At 69.2% G+C, this 18055-nt stretch carries 21 protein-coding genes and 1 pseudogene; 6 read left to right on the forward strand and 16 right to left on the reverse strand.

From position 1 onward, the window contains the following. Positions 1 to 56: 56 nt before the first annotated feature. Both gshB and ACSQ2B_RS16230 read left to right on the forward strand, forming a co-directional pair. A complete protein-coding gene (gene gshB / locus ACSQ2B_RS16225; RefSeq protein WP_436051419.1) occupies positions 57 to 998 on the forward strand; it encodes a glutathione synthase in 942 nt (313 codons plus the stop codon). A gap of 121 nt (positions 999 to 1119) precedes the next feature. Beyond that, complete coding sequence (locus ACSQ2B_RS16230) at positions 1120 to 2661, forward strand: YifB family Mg chelatase-like AAA ATPase (protein WP_436051420.1); 1542 nt, start codon at positions 1120 to 1122, stop codon at positions 2659 to 2661. Here the strand turns inward: ACSQ2B_RS16230 and ACSQ2B_RS16235 are convergent. From ACSQ2B_RS16235 to ACSQ2B_RS16250, 4 genes and pseudogenes are all read right to left on the reverse strand, one after another. Further along, complete coding sequence (locus tag ACSQ2B_RS16235) at positions 2610 to 3068, reverse strand: hypothetical protein (protein ID WP_436051422.1); 459 nt, start codon at positions 3066 to 3068, stop codon at positions 2610 to 2612. The two genes, ACSQ2B_RS16230 and ACSQ2B_RS16235, sit on opposite strands and share 52 nt — an antisense overlap. Positions 3069 to 3134: 66 nt before the next feature. Next, entirely contained in the window at positions 3135 to 3503 is a 369-nt protein-coding gene (locus ACSQ2B_RS16240; RefSeq protein ID WP_436051424.1) for a hypothetical protein, read from the reverse strand. 192 nt (positions 3504 to 3695) lie between these two features. Then, entirely contained in the window at positions 3696 to 4037 is a 342-nt protein-coding gene (locus ACSQ2B_RS16245) for a hypothetical protein (protein WP_436051425.1), read from the reverse strand. A 124-nt stretch (positions 4038 to 4161) separates the two neighbouring features. Continuing rightward, positions 4162 to 4353, reverse strand: a pseudogene (locus ACSQ2B_RS16250) (response regulator transcription factor); the annotation flags it as partial. Positions 4354 to 4453: 100 nt separating this feature from the next. Here ACSQ2B_RS16250 and ACSQ2B_RS16255 point away from each other — a divergent pair. The 3 genes from ACSQ2B_RS16255 to ACSQ2B_RS16265 are packed head-to-tail and all read left to right on the forward strand — an operon-like array spanning position 4454 to position 7848. After that, entirely contained in the window at positions 4454 to 4858 is a 405-nt protein-coding gene (locus tag ACSQ2B_RS16255) for a helix-turn-helix domain-containing protein (protein ID WP_436051427.1), read from the forward strand. A 36-nt stretch (positions 4859 to 4894) separates the two neighbouring features. Next, on the forward strand, positions 4895 to 6433 hold the full coding sequence (locus ACSQ2B_RS16260) for a response regulator (RefSeq protein ID WP_436051429.1): 1539 nt from the start codon (positions 4895 to 4897) through the stop codon (positions 6431 to 6433). A 32-nt stretch (positions 6434 to 6465) separates the two neighbouring features. Further along, on the forward strand, positions 6466 to 7848 hold the full coding sequence (locus ACSQ2B_RS16265) for an AmpG family muropeptide MFS transporter (RefSeq protein ID WP_436051431.1): 1383 nt from the start codon (positions 6466 to 6468) through the stop codon (positions 7846 to 7848). On the opposite strand, the gene ACSQ2B_RS16270 is transcribed toward ACSQ2B_RS16265, so the two are convergent. The 7 genes from ACSQ2B_RS16270 to ACSQ2B_RS16300 form a co-directional block, all read right to left on the reverse strand. Continuing rightward, positions 7845 to 8675 carry a S1 family peptidase gene (locus ACSQ2B_RS16270; RefSeq protein WP_436051432.1) on the reverse strand — a complete coding sequence of 277 codons (831 nt, stop codon included), beginning with the start codon at positions 8673 to 8675 and terminating at the stop codon, positions 7845 to 7847. The genes ACSQ2B_RS16265 and ACSQ2B_RS16270 overlap by 4 nt on opposite strands. 19 nt (positions 8676 to 8694) lie before the next feature. Next, entirely contained in the window at positions 8695 to 9114 is a 420-nt protein-coding gene (locus ACSQ2B_RS16275) for a DUF350 domain-containing protein (RefSeq protein WP_436051434.1), read from the reverse strand. A gap of 68 nt (positions 9115 to 9182) precedes the next feature. Continuing rightward, positions 9183 to 10337, reverse strand: coding sequence for a 23S rRNA (adenine(2503)-C(2))-methyltransferase RlmN (rlmN, locus tag ACSQ2B_RS16280; protein ID WP_436051436.1), 1155 nt, complete (start codon positions 10335 to 10337; stop codon positions 9183 to 9185). A gap of 67 nt (positions 10338 to 10404) precedes the next feature. After that, positions 10405 to 11307 (reverse strand): LysR substrate-binding domain-containing protein, encoded by a 903-nt coding sequence (locus ACSQ2B_RS16285; RefSeq protein ID WP_436051438.1) that lies wholly within the window; start codon positions 11305 to 11307, stop codon positions 10405 to 10407. 236 nt (positions 11308 to 11543) lie between these two features. Next, positions 11544 to 12056 (reverse strand): hypothetical protein, encoded by a 513-nt coding sequence (locus tag ACSQ2B_RS16290; protein WP_436051440.1) that lies wholly within the window; start codon positions 12054 to 12056, stop codon positions 11544 to 11546. An 84-nt stretch (positions 12057 to 12140) separates the two neighbouring features. Beyond that, positions 12141 to 13094 carry an alpha/beta hydrolase gene (locus ACSQ2B_RS16295; RefSeq protein ID WP_436051442.1) on the reverse strand — a complete coding sequence of 318 codons (954 nt, stop codon included), beginning with the start codon at positions 13092 to 13094 and terminating at the stop codon, positions 12141 to 12143. A 67-nt stretch (positions 13095 to 13161) separates the two neighbouring features. Then, positions 13162 to 13551 (reverse strand): hypothetical protein, encoded by a 390-nt coding sequence (locus tag ACSQ2B_RS16300; protein WP_436051444.1) that lies wholly within the window; start codon positions 13549 to 13551, stop codon positions 13162 to 13164. A 151-nt stretch (positions 13552 to 13702) separates the two neighbouring features. On the opposite strand from ACSQ2B_RS16300, the gene ACSQ2B_RS16305 reads away from it, so the two are divergent. Next, positions 13703 to 14173: a TetR/AcrR family transcriptional regulator gene (locus tag ACSQ2B_RS16305; protein ID WP_436051445.1), complete on the forward strand. Its 471-nt coding sequence runs from the start codon at positions 13703 to 13705 to the stop codon at positions 14171 to 14173. Between the two features lie 13 nt (positions 14174 to 14186). On the opposite strand, the gene dnaQ is transcribed toward ACSQ2B_RS16305, so the two are convergent. Genes dnaQ through ACSQ2B_RS16330 form a run of 5 tightly spaced genes read right to left on the reverse strand, consistent with a single transcriptional unit; the run spans position 14187 to position 17860 of the window. Continuing rightward, positions 14187 to 14891, reverse strand: a complete 705-nt coding sequence (gene dnaQ / locus ACSQ2B_RS16310) for a DNA polymerase III subunit epsilon (RefSeq protein WP_436051447.1) — start codon at positions 14889 to 14891, stop codon at positions 14187 to 14189. A gap of 32 nt (positions 14892 to 14923) precedes the next feature. Then, positions 14924 to 15547: a dephospho-CoA kinase gene (coaE, locus tag ACSQ2B_RS16315; RefSeq protein ID WP_436051449.1), complete on the reverse strand. Its 624-nt coding sequence runs from the start codon at positions 15545 to 15547 to the stop codon at positions 14924 to 14926. Further along, complete coding sequence (aroE, locus tag ACSQ2B_RS16320; RefSeq protein ID WP_436051451.1) at positions 15544 to 16416, reverse strand: shikimate dehydrogenase; 873 nt, start codon at positions 16414 to 16416, stop codon at positions 15544 to 15546. Before aroE ends, coaE begins: the two co-directional genes overlap by 4 nt. Further along, complete coding sequence (locus tag ACSQ2B_RS16325) at positions 16413 to 17009, reverse strand: Maf family protein (RefSeq protein ID WP_436051453.1); 597 nt, start codon at positions 17007 to 17009, stop codon at positions 16413 to 16415. Before ACSQ2B_RS16325 ends, aroE begins: the two co-directional genes overlap by 4 nt. Continuing rightward, positions 17006 to 17860 (reverse strand): pyruvate, water dikinase regulatory protein, encoded by an 855-nt coding sequence (locus ACSQ2B_RS16330; RefSeq protein ID WP_436051455.1) that lies wholly within the window; start codon positions 17858 to 17860, stop codon positions 17006 to 17008. Before ACSQ2B_RS16330 ends, ACSQ2B_RS16325 begins: the two co-directional genes overlap by 4 nt. Positions 17861 to 18055: the final 195 nt, after the last annotated feature.

Raw genomic sequence — 18055 nt, forward strand, 5'->3', positions numbered from 1 at the left:
TGGCGCCCACGCTCCGGCGGCCCTATGTGGCAAGCTTGGGCAGTCGGGAGTTCGCCATGTCTCTGAAGGTCGCCGTGCAGATGGATCCCATCGAGGGGATCAACATCGAGGCCGACACGACCTTTCTGATGATGGAGCAGGCCCAGGCCCGCGGTCACAGCCTGTTCGTCTACACCACCGACACCCTGGCGCTGGAAGACGGCCGCGCCTTCGCCCGGGGCCGCGACGTCGCGGTGCAGCGGGTGAAGGACGGCCATGCGACGCTGGGCGACTTCCGCCGCACCGAGCTGACGGAATTCGACGTCATCCTGCTGCGCCAGGATCCGCCCTTCGACATGCACTACATCGACACGACCTTCGTCCTGGAGGCCGTGCACCCGAAGACCCTGGTAGTGAACAACCCCATCGAAGTGCGCAACGCCCCCGAGAAGCTGTTCGTCACCAAGTTCCCCAGCCTGCAGCCGCCGACCCTGATCACCAACGACCGACAGGCGATCGCCGACTTCCGCAAGCGCCACGGCGACGTGGTGCTGAAGCCGCTGAACGGCCGCGGCGGCTCGGGCGTCACCCGCCACCTGTCCGACGACCCCAACCTCGACGCCCTCCTGGAGCTGCACGCCGAGATCGGCCGCGAGCCAGTGATCCTGCAGAAATTCCTGCCGGCCGTGACCAAGGGCGACAAGCGCATCCTGCTGGTCGACGGCGAGGCGGTCGGCGCGATCAACCGCGTGCCGGAGAAGGGCCAGATCCGCTCCAACATGGCCGTCGGCGGCAAGCCGGAGCCCGTGGAGCTGTCGGCCCGCGACCTGGAGATCTGCGCGGCCATCGGGCCCGAGCTGAAGCGGCGCGGCCTGTTGTTCGTCGGTATCGACGTGATCGGCGACTATCTCACCGAGATCAACGTCACCTCCCCCACCGGGGCCGTGGCGCTCAAGCGCTTCACCGGCATCGACGCCGCCGCCATCCTGTGGGAAAAGATTGAAGCGATCCGCGCCTAGCGCTGAGCCGCTGCTTAAGCTTGTGCTTGCAACTTTCCCGTTCTGTTCTAATTTCGTTCCGGGCCTGGGGGCGACCGTCCACGGGTGTGGATAAAATCTGACGCCAGAACGGGGAAACGCCATGGCGGCGCGCGTGGTGACGGTGGCCTTCCAGGGGGTTGATGCGGTGCGCATCGACGTGGAAGTGCAGTTCACCCGCGGTGAGGCCCACTTCATCCTGGTCGGCCTGGGCGACAAGGCGGTGGCGGAAAGCCGCGAGCGGGTGCGCGCCGCCTTCACCGGCCTCGGCCTCGCCTGGCCCGGCAAGCGGATCATCGCCAACCTGGCGCCGGCGGACCTTCCGAAAGTCGGCAGCCACTACGACCTGCCGATCGCCTTGGCGATCATGGCGGGCATGGGGATAATCCCGCCGGACGCGCTCGACGGCTGGGCGGCGCTGGGCGAACTGTCCCTCGACGGACGGATCATGCCGGTGGCGGGCGCCCTGCCCGCGGCGGTCGCCGTCGGCGGCATGGGGCTGGGCCTGATCTGCCCCCAGGCCTGCGGCCCGGAAGCAGCCTGGGCCGGCGAGACCCGGATCATCGCCGCCCCCTCGCTGATCGCGCTGGTGAACCATTTCCGCGGCGTGCAGGTGCTATCGCCGCCGAAGCCCGGGGAGATCCTGGACGGCGAGCGCGTCCCGGATCTGCGCGACGTCAAGGGCCAGGAGAACGCCAAACGGGCGCTGGAGATCGCCGCCGCCGGCGGCCACAACCTCCTGTTCGTCGGCCCGCCCGGGTCGGGCAAGTCGATGATGGCCCAGCGCCTGCCCGGCCTGCTGCCGCCGCTGACGCCGGGGGAGCTGCTGGAAACCTCCATGGTGCACTCCATGGCCGGGCTGATCGCCAAGGGCGAGCTGCGCCGCGCCCGCCCGTTCCGCTGCCCGCACCACTCGGCGAGCATGGCCGCGCTGACCGGCGGCGGCATGAAGGCCAAGCCCGGCGAGGTCAGCCTGGCGCACAACGGCGTCCTGTTTCTCGACGAACTGCCGGAATTCGGAACCCAGGCGCTGGATTCGCTGCGCCAGCCGCTGGAGACCGGCGAGGTCGTGGTGGCCCGCGCCAACGCCCATGTCCGCTATCCCGCCCGCGTCCAGCTGGTCGCGGCGATGAACCCCTGCCGCTGCGGCCTGGGCGGCGCCGGACGCGGCGCCTGCGGGCGCGCGCCGCGGTGCCAGAGCGACTACCAGGGGCGCATCTCAGGGCCGCTGATGGATCGGATCGACCTGCAGGTGGAGGTCCCGCCGGTGACCGCCGCCGACCTCGCCCTGCCCCCGCCCGCCGAGGGTACGGCGCAGGCGGCCGCGCGCGTGACGCGCGCCCGCGAGCGTCAGGCCGCGCGCGCCGAAGCCGCCCGCGACGGCGCCTGCCCGCTGAACGCCCAGGCGAACGGCGACTGGCTGGAGACGATCGCCGCGCTGGACGCGCCGGCGCGCGCCCTGCTCACCCAGGCGGCCGAGGCCGGCGGTCTGACGGCGCGAGGCTGGACTCGGACGCTGCGGCTCGCGCGGACCATCGCCGACCTGGAGGACGCCGAAACGGTCCGCCGCGTGCACGTCGCCGAGGCGCTGATCTATCGGCGGGTATCGACCGGTCGCGCAGGGTCTTCGGTTCGGGCGGAGTAGGCTCGGGCGCGCTGGGCGTTCCAGGTGCCCACCGCCACGGCGCCGAGCTGCAGGTAGGTCCAGATGACCCCGGCGGTCATATAGGCCCATTGCTGCAGCCCGGCGTCCATCACCTTGGCCAGGTGGGTCATGATGGCGAGCAACTGGAACCCCGCAGCGGCCATCGGCCAGAACTTGGGCGTCCGCAGCGCGATGACCAGCAGCAGGGCGAACAACAGGGTGTCCGCGATGAAGATCGCGCGCTGAATGTGGGGCCAGGAGTTGTCGCGCAACAAGACTGTCACCGCGAGGCTGGTCAGGAAGCCGGCTGCGGCGAGGCGTTCTTCGAGGTCGCCCTTCCAAAGCGCTGCACCGCAAACGAGGAAGGCGACCAGCGCGCCGAGCCAAGGCGGTAAGGCGATTGTCAAGAGCGTTGGACCCCTCGTGCCTGCGAGGGGCCCAACTTAGACTAGAACATCAGCTCGGCTAGTGGATCAGGCCGCCGCAACGGCGCGCAACGAACGGCCGCGCATTCGGACAGCGCCCGTGACGGTGATTGGCGGCTTGCCGGTGCCGGTGTCGGTCATGACGATCGCGCCCAGGCCGACCTGTCCCTGCGCGATCGTCAGCTCCTTGTGGGCCTCGACCAGCGCCCGGCGCGCTTCGGCCAGGGCCACGACGGCCTGGCTGGCGCGCTCCATCGCTTCCTGGCCGATCAGGGCCGAGGCGCCGGCTTGCCGGCGCAACGCCGGGATGACGCCGGTGAAGGTGGCGGTCTTGGTCAGAGCGAGATCGACGGCGCTCTCCGCATCCCAAAGGGCGGCGGCGATCTGTTCGGCGGCCAGGCGGCGTTCCTTGAGCATAAGTCCCTCCATCGCGCGGAGACAGAGTCCGCACGTCGTGTGAAAGATCATTGTAAATGTTCGGGTTAGTTCAGAACTAAACTAAACTGCGCGCTAACTCTTGCAGCGCATGGAGCCCGGCGAGCATCGCCCCGAAGGCAAGCGCCGTAACGATGGCGATGCCCACGATGGCCCCAAGCCGGGCGACTGGACCTAGATTATTTCGGGCGAACCGGCCTCGGGTTCCGGCCGGAAGTTCTCGTCGAGCAGAACCCAGGTCATGCAGAGGATCTCCCGCAAGACCATCTCGGAAGGCTTGAACGGCGCGAGCTTCCGGGTCGCTGAGACCAAGTGCCGAGCCATCGAAGCTTGCGCCGGGGTCGCCGCCAGATCGACGAGCTGCCGCTCGAGCTGCTCCCAGGAGAAGCTCGGGATCAGTTCCTCCCGCTTCTCCGAACTCGGCCAGCGGGCTTCGAACGCGTCGATCTCCCGCTTCAGTCGAAGGGCCCGGCCTATCACCGCCCGGTCCTCGAAGTTGTGCCGCCACTCGCCCATCTGGTGTCTCCCTGCTGACAGGGACATGGGGCCACGGACCGGAGGCGCTGTCTGTCCTGATTGCGTCCTGTCCTGATCCGATCGGGACAACCGGCACGCCCTGGTTGCGCAGCAGACGCGCGGCCTCATAACGATCGGGAACGCCCAATTTTCGCCGCGCCCTGTCGCAATAGGTGTCGACAGAAGTTTTGGACATGCCCAGCTTCCGGGCGATCTCTTTCGAGCTGAGGTGCTGGTCGACCAGGCGCAGACATTCCCGCTCACGTGGTGTGAGCAGCTCAACCGGATCTTCGGTGATGACCGGGCGTATTGGCATCGCACCTAGTAAAGCGCGATGGACGGTGTTCGTCTACTTTGACGAGCGTCGCAGGCCACTTTCGGCTACGATGTAGGCGCCCAAGTCCCCGAGGCTCTTGATGATGCTTCCCAAGGACGTCGCCCAAACAGCTGTATTCGAACAAGAGATCGGCGCCCGTATGCGCGCCCGGCGGCGCCAACTCGGCCTGAGCCAGTCCGAACTCGCCGCGGAACTTGGGGTCTCCTTCCAGCAGGTCCAGAAATACGAGCGCGGGGCCAATCGCGTGGCGGCTTCGACTCTCGTCACCGCGGCCGCCGTCCTGGGGGTCAGCATCGGCTGGCTGGTCGCCGAAGAAGCGCCGCGGGCCGGAGAGAAGGATCTGCTGTCGGCGCTCAGCCGGCCCGGCGCTCTGGAGATCCTGCAGGCGTTCAACGCCATCGCCGATCCTCGCGGCCGCAACGCCCTGTTGGCCATCGCCAGAGAACTCGCCCGGCACAGCCACGCCTCCGACGCCCACGTTTGACCTCATGTTAAGCGCAGCCGCTTAAGGCTGGCGGCCATGCGTAGACCTCCCCGCCCGCTTTCGGAACGACGCCCGACGCGCGCCCACATCACCGCCGACCAGCTCGCAGCGCTCAGCCACGAGTTCCGCACGCCGCTCAATGGCGTGCTCGGCATGGCGCGTCTGCTGGAAGGCACCCAGCTGAGCGCCGAACAGCGCGACTACGCCGTCGCCCTGCGCGAAAGCGGCCAACACCTGCTGGGCCTGGTCAACGACCTGCTCGATTTCGCCAAGCTCGGGGCGAGCAAGATCGAGCTGCAGCTTGCGCCCGTCGACGTCGAGGACATCGTCCGGTCCGTCTGCGAGCTGTTGGCGCCCCGCGCCGGCGAGAAGCAGCTGGAAGTCGGCTGGGCCACGCCGCCGCGGCTCGGGCGGATCCGCGCCGACGAGGGCCGGATCCGGCAGATCCTGCTCAACTTCGCCGGCAACGCCGTGAAATTCACCGAGTCCGGCGGGGTTCTGGCGAACGTCGTCGAACAGCCCGACGGCCGGCTTCGATTCAGCGTCGAAGACACCGGGCCTGGCGTCTCCGCCGCCGACCAGGCGCGGATCTTCGAGGCTTTCGCCCAGGCCGACACGGCGCATGCCCAGCTCGGCGCAGGCCTGGGCCTGGCGATCGCCCGGCGGCTCGCCCACGCCATGGACGGCGAGGTCGGCGTCGAGAAAGGTCCCCACGGGGGCGCCCTCTTCTGGTTCGAAGCTCCGTTCGAGCGGCTCGAAGCCCGGCCGTCAAAGGCGCCGCTGGCTGGCCGGACGGTGGGCGTCGCCTCGGCCAACCCGATCGTGCGCGAGGCCGCCCGCCGGCAGATCCGCGCTTGCGGGGCGCGTGCGGTCACCGCCCAGAGCGTCGAGGCGCTGCTCGCCCGCACCGACCCCGCCGACGTGCTGTTGCTGGACCACGCCTTGAGCGTCGGCGACGCGCTGCTGGCGCCCGCGCCCGGACGCCGGGCCATCATCCTGCTCACCGGCCACGAGCGTGAGCGGCTGGCCGCCTACCGCCAGGCCGGCTTCGCGGGCTATCTGATCAAACCACTGCGCCCCGCCTCCCTGGCCGAGCGCGTCCTGATCGCCGCCGGCGCCGGGCCGGCCCTGGCCGAGGAACCGGCGGAGGACGACCGCATTGCTCCCGCCGTCGCGCCCGGCGCCCGCGTCCTGCTGGTCGAGGACAATCCGGTCAACGCCCTGCTCGCCCGCGCCCTGCTGGCGCGCGAGGGCTGCGAGGTGGATCACGCCCGCGCCGGCGAGGAGGCCTTGGCCGCCGTCAAGGTCGGGATCTACGACATCATCCTGATGGACATGCGCATGCCCGGCCTCTCCGGCGAGCAGACCGCGCGCAAGCTGCGGGCGGAAGGGTTCGCGACCCCGATCGTCGCGCTGACCGCCAATGTCTTCGACGATGACCGCAGGGCCTGCCTGGAGGCCGGCATGGATGACTTCCTGGCCAAGCCCTTGCAGCCGGAATCGCTGCGCGCCGTGCTGTCGCGATGGGTCGCCGCCGGCTGGACGCGGGCGCCGGCGCGCGCCAAGGTCGGTTGACGACGGGCCCGAGAACACCCGCGAGGAGCCCGATGGCCGCCACCCCCGCCAAACAGCCGAAGGCCGTCGCCTCCAGGAATATGCTGCTGGCGCTGCGCCAGCCGCGCGTGCTGATCACTCTGCTTCTGGGGTTCTCCTCCGGCCTGCCGTTCATGCTGACCGGCAACACCCTGGGCTTCTGGCTGCGCGAGGAAGGCGTCCAACTCGCCGCCATCGGCTTCCTCTCGTGGGTGGGCATCGCCTACTCCATGAAGTTCCTGTGGGCGCCGATCCTCGACAAGGTGGATGCGCCCGTGCTCGGCCCGTTGCTCGGCCGTCGGCGCGGCTGGATGGTCCTCTCGCAGCTGATCATCGGCGCGGGCCTCTTGGCGATGGCCGCCATAGGACCTGGAGGCGGGCTGCTGACCTTCGCCATGTTCGCCCTGGTGGTCGCCTTCGCCTCGGCCACCCAGGACATCGTGATCGACGCCTGGCGCATCGAGCGTGCGGAGAATGACGCCGACCTCGGCCTCCTGACCTCCGCCTTCCAGCTAGGCTACCGCATCGCCATCCTCTGCACCGACGCCTTGATTCTGCTCGCCGCAGCCAAGCTCGGCTGGAGCAACTCCTATGCTCTCTGCGGCCTGGCTGTGGGGATAGGGCTCACCGCCACCCTGTTCGCCAGCGAGCCGGCGCGGATCCACCCTGAGCAGGCCGCGGCCCAGAAGGGTCCCTCGCTCCGCACGCCCCGCGGTCTGTGGGACGCCATCATCGGCCCGTTCGTGGCCTTCTTCCGCGCCCACGGCGTCTCCGCAGCCGTGCTGATGCTGGCGGCGATCAGCCTTTATCGGCTCCCAGACTTCCTCATGGGCCCGATGGCCAACCCGCTCTACGTGGACATCGGCCTCAGCAAGGAGACGGTGGGCGGAGTCCGGGCGACCCTGGGGCTGGGCGCCACCTTTGTCGGCATCGCTCTGGCTGGCCTCAGCGCCATCTCGCTGGGCTTCACGCGGACGCTCGTGCTGGGCGCCATCCTCGGGCCGGGGTCGAACCTCGCCTTCGCCGGCCTGGCCTACGCCGGGCCCAGCATCACCGCACTGTCCACGGCGATCATAGTCGACAACATCGCCACGGGCTTCGCCGGGGCGGCGCTGGTGGCCTACATGTCCAGCCTGACGAGCCTCGGCTACACGGCCACGCAGTACGCCCTGCTCTCCAGCTTCTACGCCGTCCTGGGCAAGGTGCTGAAGGGCTTCTCCGGAGCGATGGTGGAAGCCCTGGAGCGCAGCTACAGCCAGACGACGGCCTACGCGATCTTCTTCACCGGCACGGCCCTGGTCGGCGTGCCGGCGCTGATCCTCTGCCTGATGTTGGGCGTGCGCCACAAGCGCGAGCAGCGAGCCCTCGCCCAGACAGCGCCCGAGTCCGCAGCCTAGGTCAGGCAGATCACCTGGGCGACCCGCAGGTCGCGCCGCAAGCTGTCGGCCACCTTGCCATAGGTCTGCGGCGTGATCGGCGAGCCGGACGCGGCGACCACCGGCAGGGTGGTGCGGCTTTCGTCGATCAGGTTCCGAAGCGTCTCCGGCGTGGTGGTGTAGATCCGCCCGCGGCGCGGCGCCTCGGCGATGGTCACGCCGAGCACCCGGCCCTGGGCGTCGAGCGCCGGCGCGCCCGAGAGCCCGCCCAGGCCGCCCTTCAGCCCGTCCGTGCGGCCGATCTCGGCCCAGACCAGCACCGGTTCGGTCCGCGCGCCGCGGCCGCGGACCACCAGGTTTTCCCGACCCAGCAGGCGCGACGCCGTCTCACCCGCCTGACCCTGCGGAAAGCCCGGGTGATAGGCGATCTCGCCCTCACGCAGCGGGGCCGTCAGATCCAGGGGCAGGGCGGGCGAGCCCCCCTCGGTATTGAGGATGGCCGCCTCCCCGCGCGGATCGATATGGGCGCTGGCGGCGACGCCGCGGCCGTCTCCGACCACCAGGGCGACCTGGCGGCACCCGTCGATCACGTGACGCGCGGTGATCCAGACCCCCGACGAAGCGACCGAGAAGGCGGTTCCCGCCGCGGGACCGGCCCGATCCGGCACGTCGACCGTGACCGACGGATCGAAGGGCGAGGCCGGGCCGAGCAGGGCGCCTTCGGCCGTGCGCACCGGCGGCGGCGCTGGCGGGGCGTCGACGTGCTCGCGGCGGCTGACCGCGGCGAACAGCAGGGCGCCCACCACCGCGGCGTAGATCAGCCAGTCGGGGAGGCGCGGCAAGGGCATAGGCGGCCGGCGTGGGGCCTCAGGTCGCCACGGCGGCGGCGACGATCATGGCGGTGGCCAGCTTGGCGCCGACCAGCAGGGCGGCGGCGGCCATCTCGCCGTCCTGGATCCGCTTCGGCAAGCCGCGCAGCACCAGATCGACCAGACGGAACGCCAGCAGCTGGACCGCGACGGTGGCCACGCCCCAGAGCGCGACATCGACCAGGCTGGTCGAACCCTTCAGCGAATAGGCGAGCGGAATGGCGAGCGCCACCAGCACGCCGCCGAGATCGACGGCGGCGGCGACATTGCCCTGCCGCACCAGGCTGATCTCCTTGTGCGGCGTCAGCACGATGTAGATGGCGGCGGCCGCCAGCAGCATCGCCACGCTGACGGCGATGTGCAGCAGGGTCACCGGAAATCCGCTGGCGAAGGCCTGCACTTCAGGCGATGTCGGCATTCAGTATTTCCCCCCGACGCCGCCCGAAAGCGGCCGCAGCGTGCTTAGCATGTCGCTGGCCGGGGCGGCTATTCGGCCTCGATCCGGCGGCGTTCGCTGGCGCGCATCTTCTCGCTCTCGCTCTTCAGCTGGCCGCAGGCGGCGAGGATGTCGCGGCCGCGCGGGGTGCGGATCGGCGAGGCGTAGCCGGCGCGGTTGAGGATGGCGGCGAAGGCCTCGATCGTCTTCCAGTCCGAGCACTGGTACTCGCTACCGGGCCAGGGATTGAACGGGATCAGATTGATCTTCGCCGGCACGCCCTTCAGCAGCTTCACCAGGGCCTTGGCCTCGGCCGGACTGTCGTTCACCCCTTTCAGCATGACATATTCGAAGGTCACCCGCTTGGCGTTCGACAGGCCCGGATAGGCGCGGATCGCCGCCATCAGCTCTTCGATCGGATATTTTTTGTTCAGCGGCACGAGCTTGTCGCGCAGTTCGTCGTTGGTCGCGTGCAGCGAGATCGCCAGCATGGTCTGGGTCTTCTCGCCCAGGGGGGTCAGCTCCGGGACCACGCCGGAGGTCGAGACGGTGATCCGCCGTCGCGAGATGGCGATGCCTTCGTTGTCGGCGATGATGTCGATCGCCGCGGCGACGTTGTCGAGATTGTAGAGCGGCTCGCCCATGCCCATGAAGACGATGTTGGAGAGCCGGCGGTCCTCCTTGGGCGAGGGCCATTCGCCGAGGTCGTCGCGGGCGACCTGGACCTGGGCGACGATCTCCGCGGTGGTCAGGTTGCGCACCAGGGCCTGGGTGCCGGTGTGGCAGAAGGTGCAGTTCAGCGTGCAGCCGACCTGGCTGGAGACGCAGAGCGCGCCGGCGCGACCGACGTCGGGGATGTAGACGGTCTCGACCTCGATCCCGGGGGCCATGCGGATCAGCCACTTGCGGGTGCCGTCGCGGCTGACCTGGCGCTCGACCACCTCGGGCCGGGCCAGGGTGAACTTCTCCACCAAGGCCGCGCGGGTCTCCTTCGCCACGTCGGTCATGGAGGCGAAATCGGTCACGCCATAATGGTGGATCCAGCGCCACAGCTGGGTGGCGCGCATCTTGGCCTTGTCCGGGCGCACGACCTCGGCGTCGATCAAGGCCTGGACCAGCTCGGCGCGGGTGAGACCCACGAGGTTGACGAGCACCGGGGCGGACGGCGCCTGCGGCGCGCGCGAAAGGTCGAGGGTCACGCCCAAGGGACTGAAATTCCTTATCTGAAGAGCCGCCAATATAGGGGAGCGGGCGGCCTATACCAAATCGGCGTCAGGTCACGGCCAATGGCGGCGGCGGAAGCGGCGTCTGCGCCCCCGCTTCACGGAGCCAATCCGCCAGGGCCTGAACTGCGCCATTCTGCGTGCGGGCGGGATGGAGAAGGACATAGCGCGCATCGAACCGTCGGAAGCCGAAAGGCGCCACCAACCGGCCAGCCTCGATGTCGGGCGCAGCAAACGCCCAGGGCGCGACCGCGGCGCCGAGCCCCGCGGTGGCTGCGACGAGCATGTAGGAGTTGTGCTCGAACTCGCGGTCCTCCACCGACGGCGGAAGGTCCACGCCCGCGTGTCGCGCCCATTCCGACCAGGCCGGCCGAAAGGTTTCGCTGTGAAGCCGTGGCAGCTTCAGCACTTCAGCGAGCGCGCCGTTGCAGGCCCGCCATCGTTCCGGCGAAAGCACCGGTCCGTGGTGATGGTCCATGAAGGGGACCGCCGCGACGCCCTCAGGCGGCCGCTCTCCGAGTATGCGGATGGCCGCATGGATCCCGCCCTGGCTGAAATCCGCCGGCGCATGACTTTCGATAATCCGGAGGCGCAAGGCCGGATGGCGGTCGAGGAAGGCGGGCAGGCGCGGGATCAGCCATTTCATCGCCAGGGTCCCGAGGCACGACACCACCAGCTCGTGTTCCGCCTCCGCCCCGGGCAGGGCGGCACGGATCTGGTCGAACGCCATCCCCAGGGCGGCTGCGAGCCGTCGCCCGGCGTCCGTCAGGCGAAGATCGTGGCGCGGCCCGACCACCAGGCGTGCGCCGAGCCGGGTCTCCAGCGCGCGGACCTGACGGCTCACCGCGCCATGGGTGATGTTCAGCTCAGCCGCGGCCCCGGTCATCGAGCCGGCGCGCGCAAAGGCTTCGAAGGCGCGCAGGCCGGTCAGCGAGGGCAGGGGGCGGCGCATGTGACTTCACCTCACATCCTGCGCCTGGATAGTCGATTGCGGATCGGCGACCAAGGGCAGAGCTTCCCGCATGCCCGAACGAAAGCCTGGCGGCCTCAGCTACCTTCTCTGCGGCCTCGTGATCTGGGCCGGGGTGATCTGGAGCCTTCTCGCGGGCCCCACGCCGCCGACCAGGCTAAGGCTCGCGTCGGCGTCGATTGACTGTAGCCAACCGAACTCAGACCCGCAGGGCGGCCTCAGGGGGCCACCGCGATGGGAACATCCTGGGCGGTGAGATTGGCGACCTTCAGCGCATCATCCAGGTTGCGCGGGCCCATTTCGCCGCTCGTGGAGAAGGCCAGGGCGGCTGGCGCGGCCCGCGTGCCGCCGATGTTCGCAAAACCGCCACGCGGCGCGGCGTTGAAAGCCAGCGAATAGCTGCTGCTCGGAACCGTCGTGCAGAGAAGCACGAAGGTCTTTTCGTCATTCAGCAGCCGCGGCGTGCTCAGGCATTTCGGCATGGCGCCGCCGGATGCAGCGGCGAAGGCGAAGCCCCTCTCATCCATCTTCTGATCGAAGGTGATGTGCAGGATGAGCACGCCGGCCGCGACCACCTGACCGGCGGCCGGAAAGGAGCTCGCGATCTTCGGTGGATCGGTCCTCGGCATGACCGTCACCGGCGCGACGGTCTTGGGCGGGATCGCCGCTTCGGGCGGGGGGGCCGCGAGTGCGGAGCTCGCGAAGAAGGCCGCCAATGCGGCGCAGGCCATGATGCGCATCGGCGCAAGTTGCGCGGTGTCCGGGGCGCCGGCAAGGCCGATCGGTTACATGCGGACACAACAGCGGCTGCCGTCTCACCCCGTCGGGCGGAGCAGGCCGCGATCCTTCATCCAGGCGTGGAACTCGTCGATCCAGAGCCGGGGGGCGGCCGCGCGACTGTTCATCCCAAAGCCGTGGCCGCCGCGACCATAAAGATGGACCTCGATCGGCCGGCCGGAGCTGCGCCAGGAGTCGATCAGTCCGAGGCTCTTGCCCTTCGCGAACAATGGATCGTCGAGGGCGATGGCGAGGAACATCGGAGGGGCGTCCGCCGGGACAGGTCGCGCGCTCATCGGCGGGTAGATCGGCGCGATGAAATCCGGACGCGCCGACGCATCGTCGGTCAGGCCGACGCTCAGCGCGATGATGGCCCCCGCGGAGAAGCCCGCAAACCCGACGCGGGCCGGGTCGACGCGCCACTCCGAGGCGCGCGCCCGGACCAGCCGCACGGCGGCCTTGGCGTCCTCCAGAGCCTCGGCCGGGGGCTCGATAGGTCTCTCCATCGTTGCCGCTTTCATGCGGGCCGCCATGACGAGGCTGGCCTCTCTCGGGTCCCGCGGCGTCTCCTGGGTTCGATATTTCAGCACGAAGGCGGCGACGCCGTGATCCGCCAGCCAGCGCGCGACATCGTAACCCTCGCTATCGATCGACAGCCAGAAGAAGGCGCCGCCGGGCGCCACGATAACCGCCGCGCCCGTGGCCTTGGCCGGGTCGGGCAGAAAGGGCGTCAGCGTCGGGTTGGAGACGTTGCGGATGCTGCGGTCGTTCTTTCCCCTTTCCGCCCACTGCTCGGGATAGCGGGCCGCCTTTGCCGTCTTCAGCAGAGGAATGGCGCCGGTTTCCGCAGGCGTCGGGATCTGGCCGCTGGAGGGCGACGTCGGCCCGAGGGCCTGAGCCGCGGGGGCCGCAAGCGCAGGGGGACCGATCAGGCTAGCGCCGACCGCCAGGGCGGCGATGCGCCTACGCCACGTCGATCCCTTGGACTTCATGACCGCGCTCCCAGACCCCATATTTCGTATACCGAACTATGGGGTCTGGCCGGTCAAGGCTGGGCGTTCAGGCGTGGCGGAGCGACCGCGCAACCATGAGGTAGGCCAGGCCAAGGCTCAGGCCGTAGCCCCACAGGAGCCAGGCCGCGCCCAGACGGACCGCCAGCGGATCATCGCCATAGACGCCAGGACTCCAGCGCAGAGCAGCGCCGTCGATCATCATCGCGACGGCGCCGACGATGGCCACGCCAGGCACAAGCTCAGCGGCTTCCAGGCGCCCAGCGCGCCTCACCAGCCAGACGCTGAGCCATGCCATGGGGACGCTGGCGGCGAAGCCGAGGTTTCCCTGGAACGGGTCGACGAAGGCGTCGGGGAGGAAGCGAATGTAGAGGGTGGCGAGGATCCAGAGGGCGAGGCTCAATCCGACAAGGACGGCGATCTGGTTGGTCCGGAGCATGGGAGCTCTCCTATGTAGCAGGTGCTACATAGCGCATATCTGTAGCATTCGCTACAGATCCGTCATGACGAAAGCTCGATTGCATAAGCGGGCGGCGCTCGCCGGGCGGATCGCAGACCGACTGCTTGCGGCCGGCGTCGCCCAGATTCCGTTGCGCGAGCTGGCCGCCGGCCTGGGTACGAGCGACCGGATGTTGCTCTACTATTTCGAGGACAAGGCCGACTTGGTGGCCGCCTCGCTGGAAGCGGTGTCGTCGCGTCTGGCCCGTGTTCTCGACACGGCGATTTCCGCCGGACCCATGGCCCCAGCCGCCTTCTTGTCGACGGCGATGGTCGTCCTCCGATCGGAGGCCGTATCGCCCTTCATGAGCGTCTGGTCCGACATCTGTGCTCACGCAGTCCGGGCCGAAGAGCCATTCCGGTCGATCGCCCAACGGCTGACCGAGGCTTGGGCTGAATGGGTCGCTCAACGTCTCGATATGGACATTGAGACTGCGCGGCGGGATGCGGCGATGGCGTTGCTCGCGGTCATCGAAGGCGCCCGCCTGCTCGAGTCCCTGCGGCCGGGGTCGGCGGCTCAGATCACAGCAGGGCTGGGACCGGCGCTGAGCGGCTTCGGCTGAGCTTCGCCTCGGGTCAGAACCCGTGCTTCTTCCAGAGCTCGTCGCTCTTCACCACGTCGCGGATGAAGGCGGCGTGCAGCTCGCGTTCGACCTCCGTGGAGCGCGGCGCAAGCGGGCGAGGGCGGGCGCCGTACTGCTGCGCGGTGGCGGCGGCGACGGCGCGCGCCGAGGCCGAAGAGGTCAGCTCGAGCCGGCGCTCACGGCCGCCCTTCAGCTCGAGATAGACCGCGGCCAGCAGCTTGGCGTCGATCAGCGCCCCGTGCTTGTCGCGCTCGGAGAGCGAAATCTTGAAGCGCTTGCAGAGCGCGTCCAGCGAGTTGTGCATCCCCGGGAAGCGATGTTTCGCGAGCGCCAGGGTGTCGACCCAGCGGGGCTCCGGCAGGGGCTCGCGGTGGATGACGCTGAGCTCCCAGTTGACGAAGGCCCGGTCGAACCCTGCGTTGTGCGCCACGATCGGGGCGTCGCCGACGAAGTCGAGGAAGGCGTCAACCACCTCCGGGTGCTCGAACCGGGGCTTGCCGCGCAGGAAGGCGGCGGAGAGGCCGTGCACCCGCTCGGCCTCGACCGGCATGTCGCGGCAGGGGTCCACATAGGTGTGGAAGGTGCGCCCGGTCGGGATGAAATCCTCAATCTCCAGGCAGGCCAGTTCGACCAGCCGGTGGCCCAGGTGCGGCTCGAAGCCGGTGGTTTCGGTGTCGAGAACGATCTCACGCGCCATGGATCAGTCTTCGCCCGCTTCGCGGCCTGCGATCAAGCGGTTGCGGCGCGACGATTTGGTCGGCGCTGTGGATCACGCATGACGGCGATAATTTCCGCGACCTGACGGCGTACGGGCTCCAGGCCCTGGCCGGTGTCGATGACGAAGTCGGCGCGGGACCGCTTCTCGGCGTCCGGCGTCTGCTGGGCGAGGATGGCGTCGAGCCGCTCGGGCGTCATCCCCTCGCGCTGCAACACCCGGGCGCGCTGGATTTCGGGGGGGGCGGTCACCACCACGACGGCGTCCATGCCCCGCTCGCCGCCGCCTTCGAACAACAGCGGGATGTCGAGCACCACCAGATCCGCGCCGGCGGCCCGGGCGTCTTCGAAGAAGCTGGTTCGCAGGGCGCCGATGATGGGATGCACGATGCCGTTAAGCCGCTGCATCTGTTCGGGCTTGTCGAGCACCGCCCGGCGCAGGGCTTCGCGATCGATCGCCCCGTCCTTGACCACGCCGGGGAAGGCCGCGCCCAGGGGCTCCACGCAGGCGCCGCCCTTGGCGTAGGAGGCGTGGACCTCGGCGTCGGCGTCGTAGACCGGCACGCCGGCGTCGCGGAACATCGCCGCCGTCGTCGACTTGCCCATGCCGATCGAGCCGGTGAGCCCCAGCAGGATCAAGCCTGGCTCTCCAGGGTCTCGATGCAAAGGGCGCGGACGTCGACGTCGGCCGGGGGCACGCGCCCGAAAAAGGCTTCGAACGAGGGCGCGGCCTGGCGGATCAACATTTCCAGGCCGTCCACAGTGCGCCGCTGCGTCGCCTGGGCCTTGGCGAGGAATGGCGTGAGGAGCGGCTTGTAGGTCATGTCCATGACGATCGCCTGGGCGGGAGTGGCTTCCAGCGGCATATCGGGCATCTCGTCGGCCAGGCCGGCGGAGGTGGCGTTGATCACTGCGGCGGCGTCCTCGAAGGCTTCCGCCGCCGCCGCGAGAGGATAGGCCCGGACCGTACGGCCGAGCGCGCCGGCGACCATCTCGGCCTTGGCGAGGGTGCGGTTGACGATCCGGATCTCCGGCGCCCCGGCCAGGACGAAGGCGGCCGCCGCGCCGCGCGCGGCGCCGCCCGCCCCGATGATCACCACCGGCCCCTGCTTCGGATCGAAGTCCGGGGTCTGGGCCTCGAAGGCGCCGAGCAACCCGAGGCCGTCGACATTGTCGCCGGTGATCCGCCCATCGTCGTCAAACACCAGGAGGTTGACCGCTCCCGCCCGCTCGGCGCGCTCGCTGACCTCATCGGAGATGCTGAGGGCGGCTTCCTTGAAGGGGAGAGTGACGTTCAAACCCCGGATGACGCCTCCCCGCAGGCCGGCTGCGAAGCGGATGAAGTCGTCGCCACAAGGGGAGAAGGGCACATAGACCGCATCGAGACCGGCCGCCTCGATCCAGGCGTTGTGGATGATGGGCGAGAGCGAATGGCGGACGGGCGCGCCGGCGACGCCGGCCACCGCTGTCGTCCCGGTGATCCTGGGCCGGGTGATCTTGGGGCTCATGCGGTCAGCACCTGGTGTTGTCGAAGAAGATCGAGGAGACCCAGCAGCGGCAGGCCGAGGATGGTGAAATAGTCGCCCTCGATCCGCGCAAAGAGTTGGGCGCCCTGGCCTTCCAACCGATAGCAGCCCACCGACCCGAGGGCCGCCTCGCCCTCCTTCTCGAGATAGGTCTCGAGGAAGGCGTCGGAGAAATCGCGCATGGCCAGGTTCGCGCTGACGGTCTCCCGCCAGATCGGCGCGCCGTCGCGGGCCACCACCACGGCCGAATGCAGCTGGTGCGGCTTGCCGCGCAGCAGTTTGAGCCGATCGCGGGCGGCCGCGAGGCTGTCCACCTTGTCGTAGAGGCCGCCCTCGAACTCCAGCGTCTGGTCGGCCCCGATCACCAGACCCGGCCGGTCTTGCGATATGCGCACCGCCTTCTGCTCGGCGAGAACTTCGGCGACCTCACGCGGCGTGGCGCCCCTGGCCAGCAGGCCGATTTTGACGGCGTCCTCGTCGACGCCGGCGACCGCGCTCTCGAAGGGAACGCCAGCCCCTTCGAGGACCGCGCGACGGGCCGTGCTTTTCGACGCCAGGATCAGGGGAAGGCTCAACCCAGGACCTCCACTTGGCCGTGGCCGCCGTGCAGCAGGTTCATGATCGCCGCCGCCGTCTCTTCGACGGAGCGGCGGGTCACGTCGATGGTCGGCCAGCCGTGACGTTCATAGAGACGGCGCGCCTGGATGATCTCGTCGCGGACCACGTCGGTGTCGATATAGGTCGACTCCCGCCGTTCGTGCAGGGACAGGAGCCGGTTTCGGCGGATCTGGATCAGCCGGTCCGGCGAGATGGTCAGCCCCACGACCAGGGCGTTCTTCAGCGTCAGCAGCTTTTCCGGGATCGGGCGGCCGGGGACGAGGGGCACATTGGCGGCGCGCACGCCGCGATGCGCCAGATAGATGGAGGTCGGCGTCTTCGACGTCCTGGAGACGCCCACCAGCACCACGTCCGCCTGGTCGAGATCCTGCCCGCCCTGGCCGTCGTCATGGCCGATGGCGTAGTTCAGCGCATCCATCCGGTTGAAATAGTCATTGTCCAGGCGCAGGTGCGCGCCCACCCGGGTGGTGGTCGAAGCGCCCAGGTAACGGGACAGCGCCGAGACCAAAGGGTCCAGCGCCGGGATGCAGGCCATGTCCAGTCGCCGGCAGCCATCCTCGAGCGCCTGGCGCAGGGTCTCGTCGACGATGGTGTGAATGACCACCCCAGGCGCCTCTTCGATATCGCCCAGCGCACGGTCGAGCTGCCGCTGGGACCGCACCAGGGCGTAGATGTGCTCGATGGGCAGCACATTGTCGAAGCGGGCGCATACGGCGCGCGCCATGGCGTTCAGCGTCTCCCCGGTGGAGTCCGAGACCAGGTGAACGTGGAAATAGGTGGCCAGTCGGGCCGCGGAAGAGCTGGGCAACGTCTCGGCCCCTTAAAAAAGCCTGGGGACAGATCCTGTGAATCCCTCTTAGCGAACGCCGGCCCGATTGGGGATAGGCGCCGTGATTTCACGGTCGTTTCCGGGAGCCGGTGAATGGCCGGTATGGTTTGCTCCGTTTACGGCTCGTTAATCCACTCGTCCTCGCGGGCGCGTGAAATCCGACCCCGGACCATC

It is taken from the genome of Phenylobacterium sp. LjRoot225 (assembly GCF_964252855.1).
Lineage (GTDB): Bacteria > Pseudomonadota > Alphaproteobacteria > Caulobacterales > Caulobacteraceae > Phenylobacterium.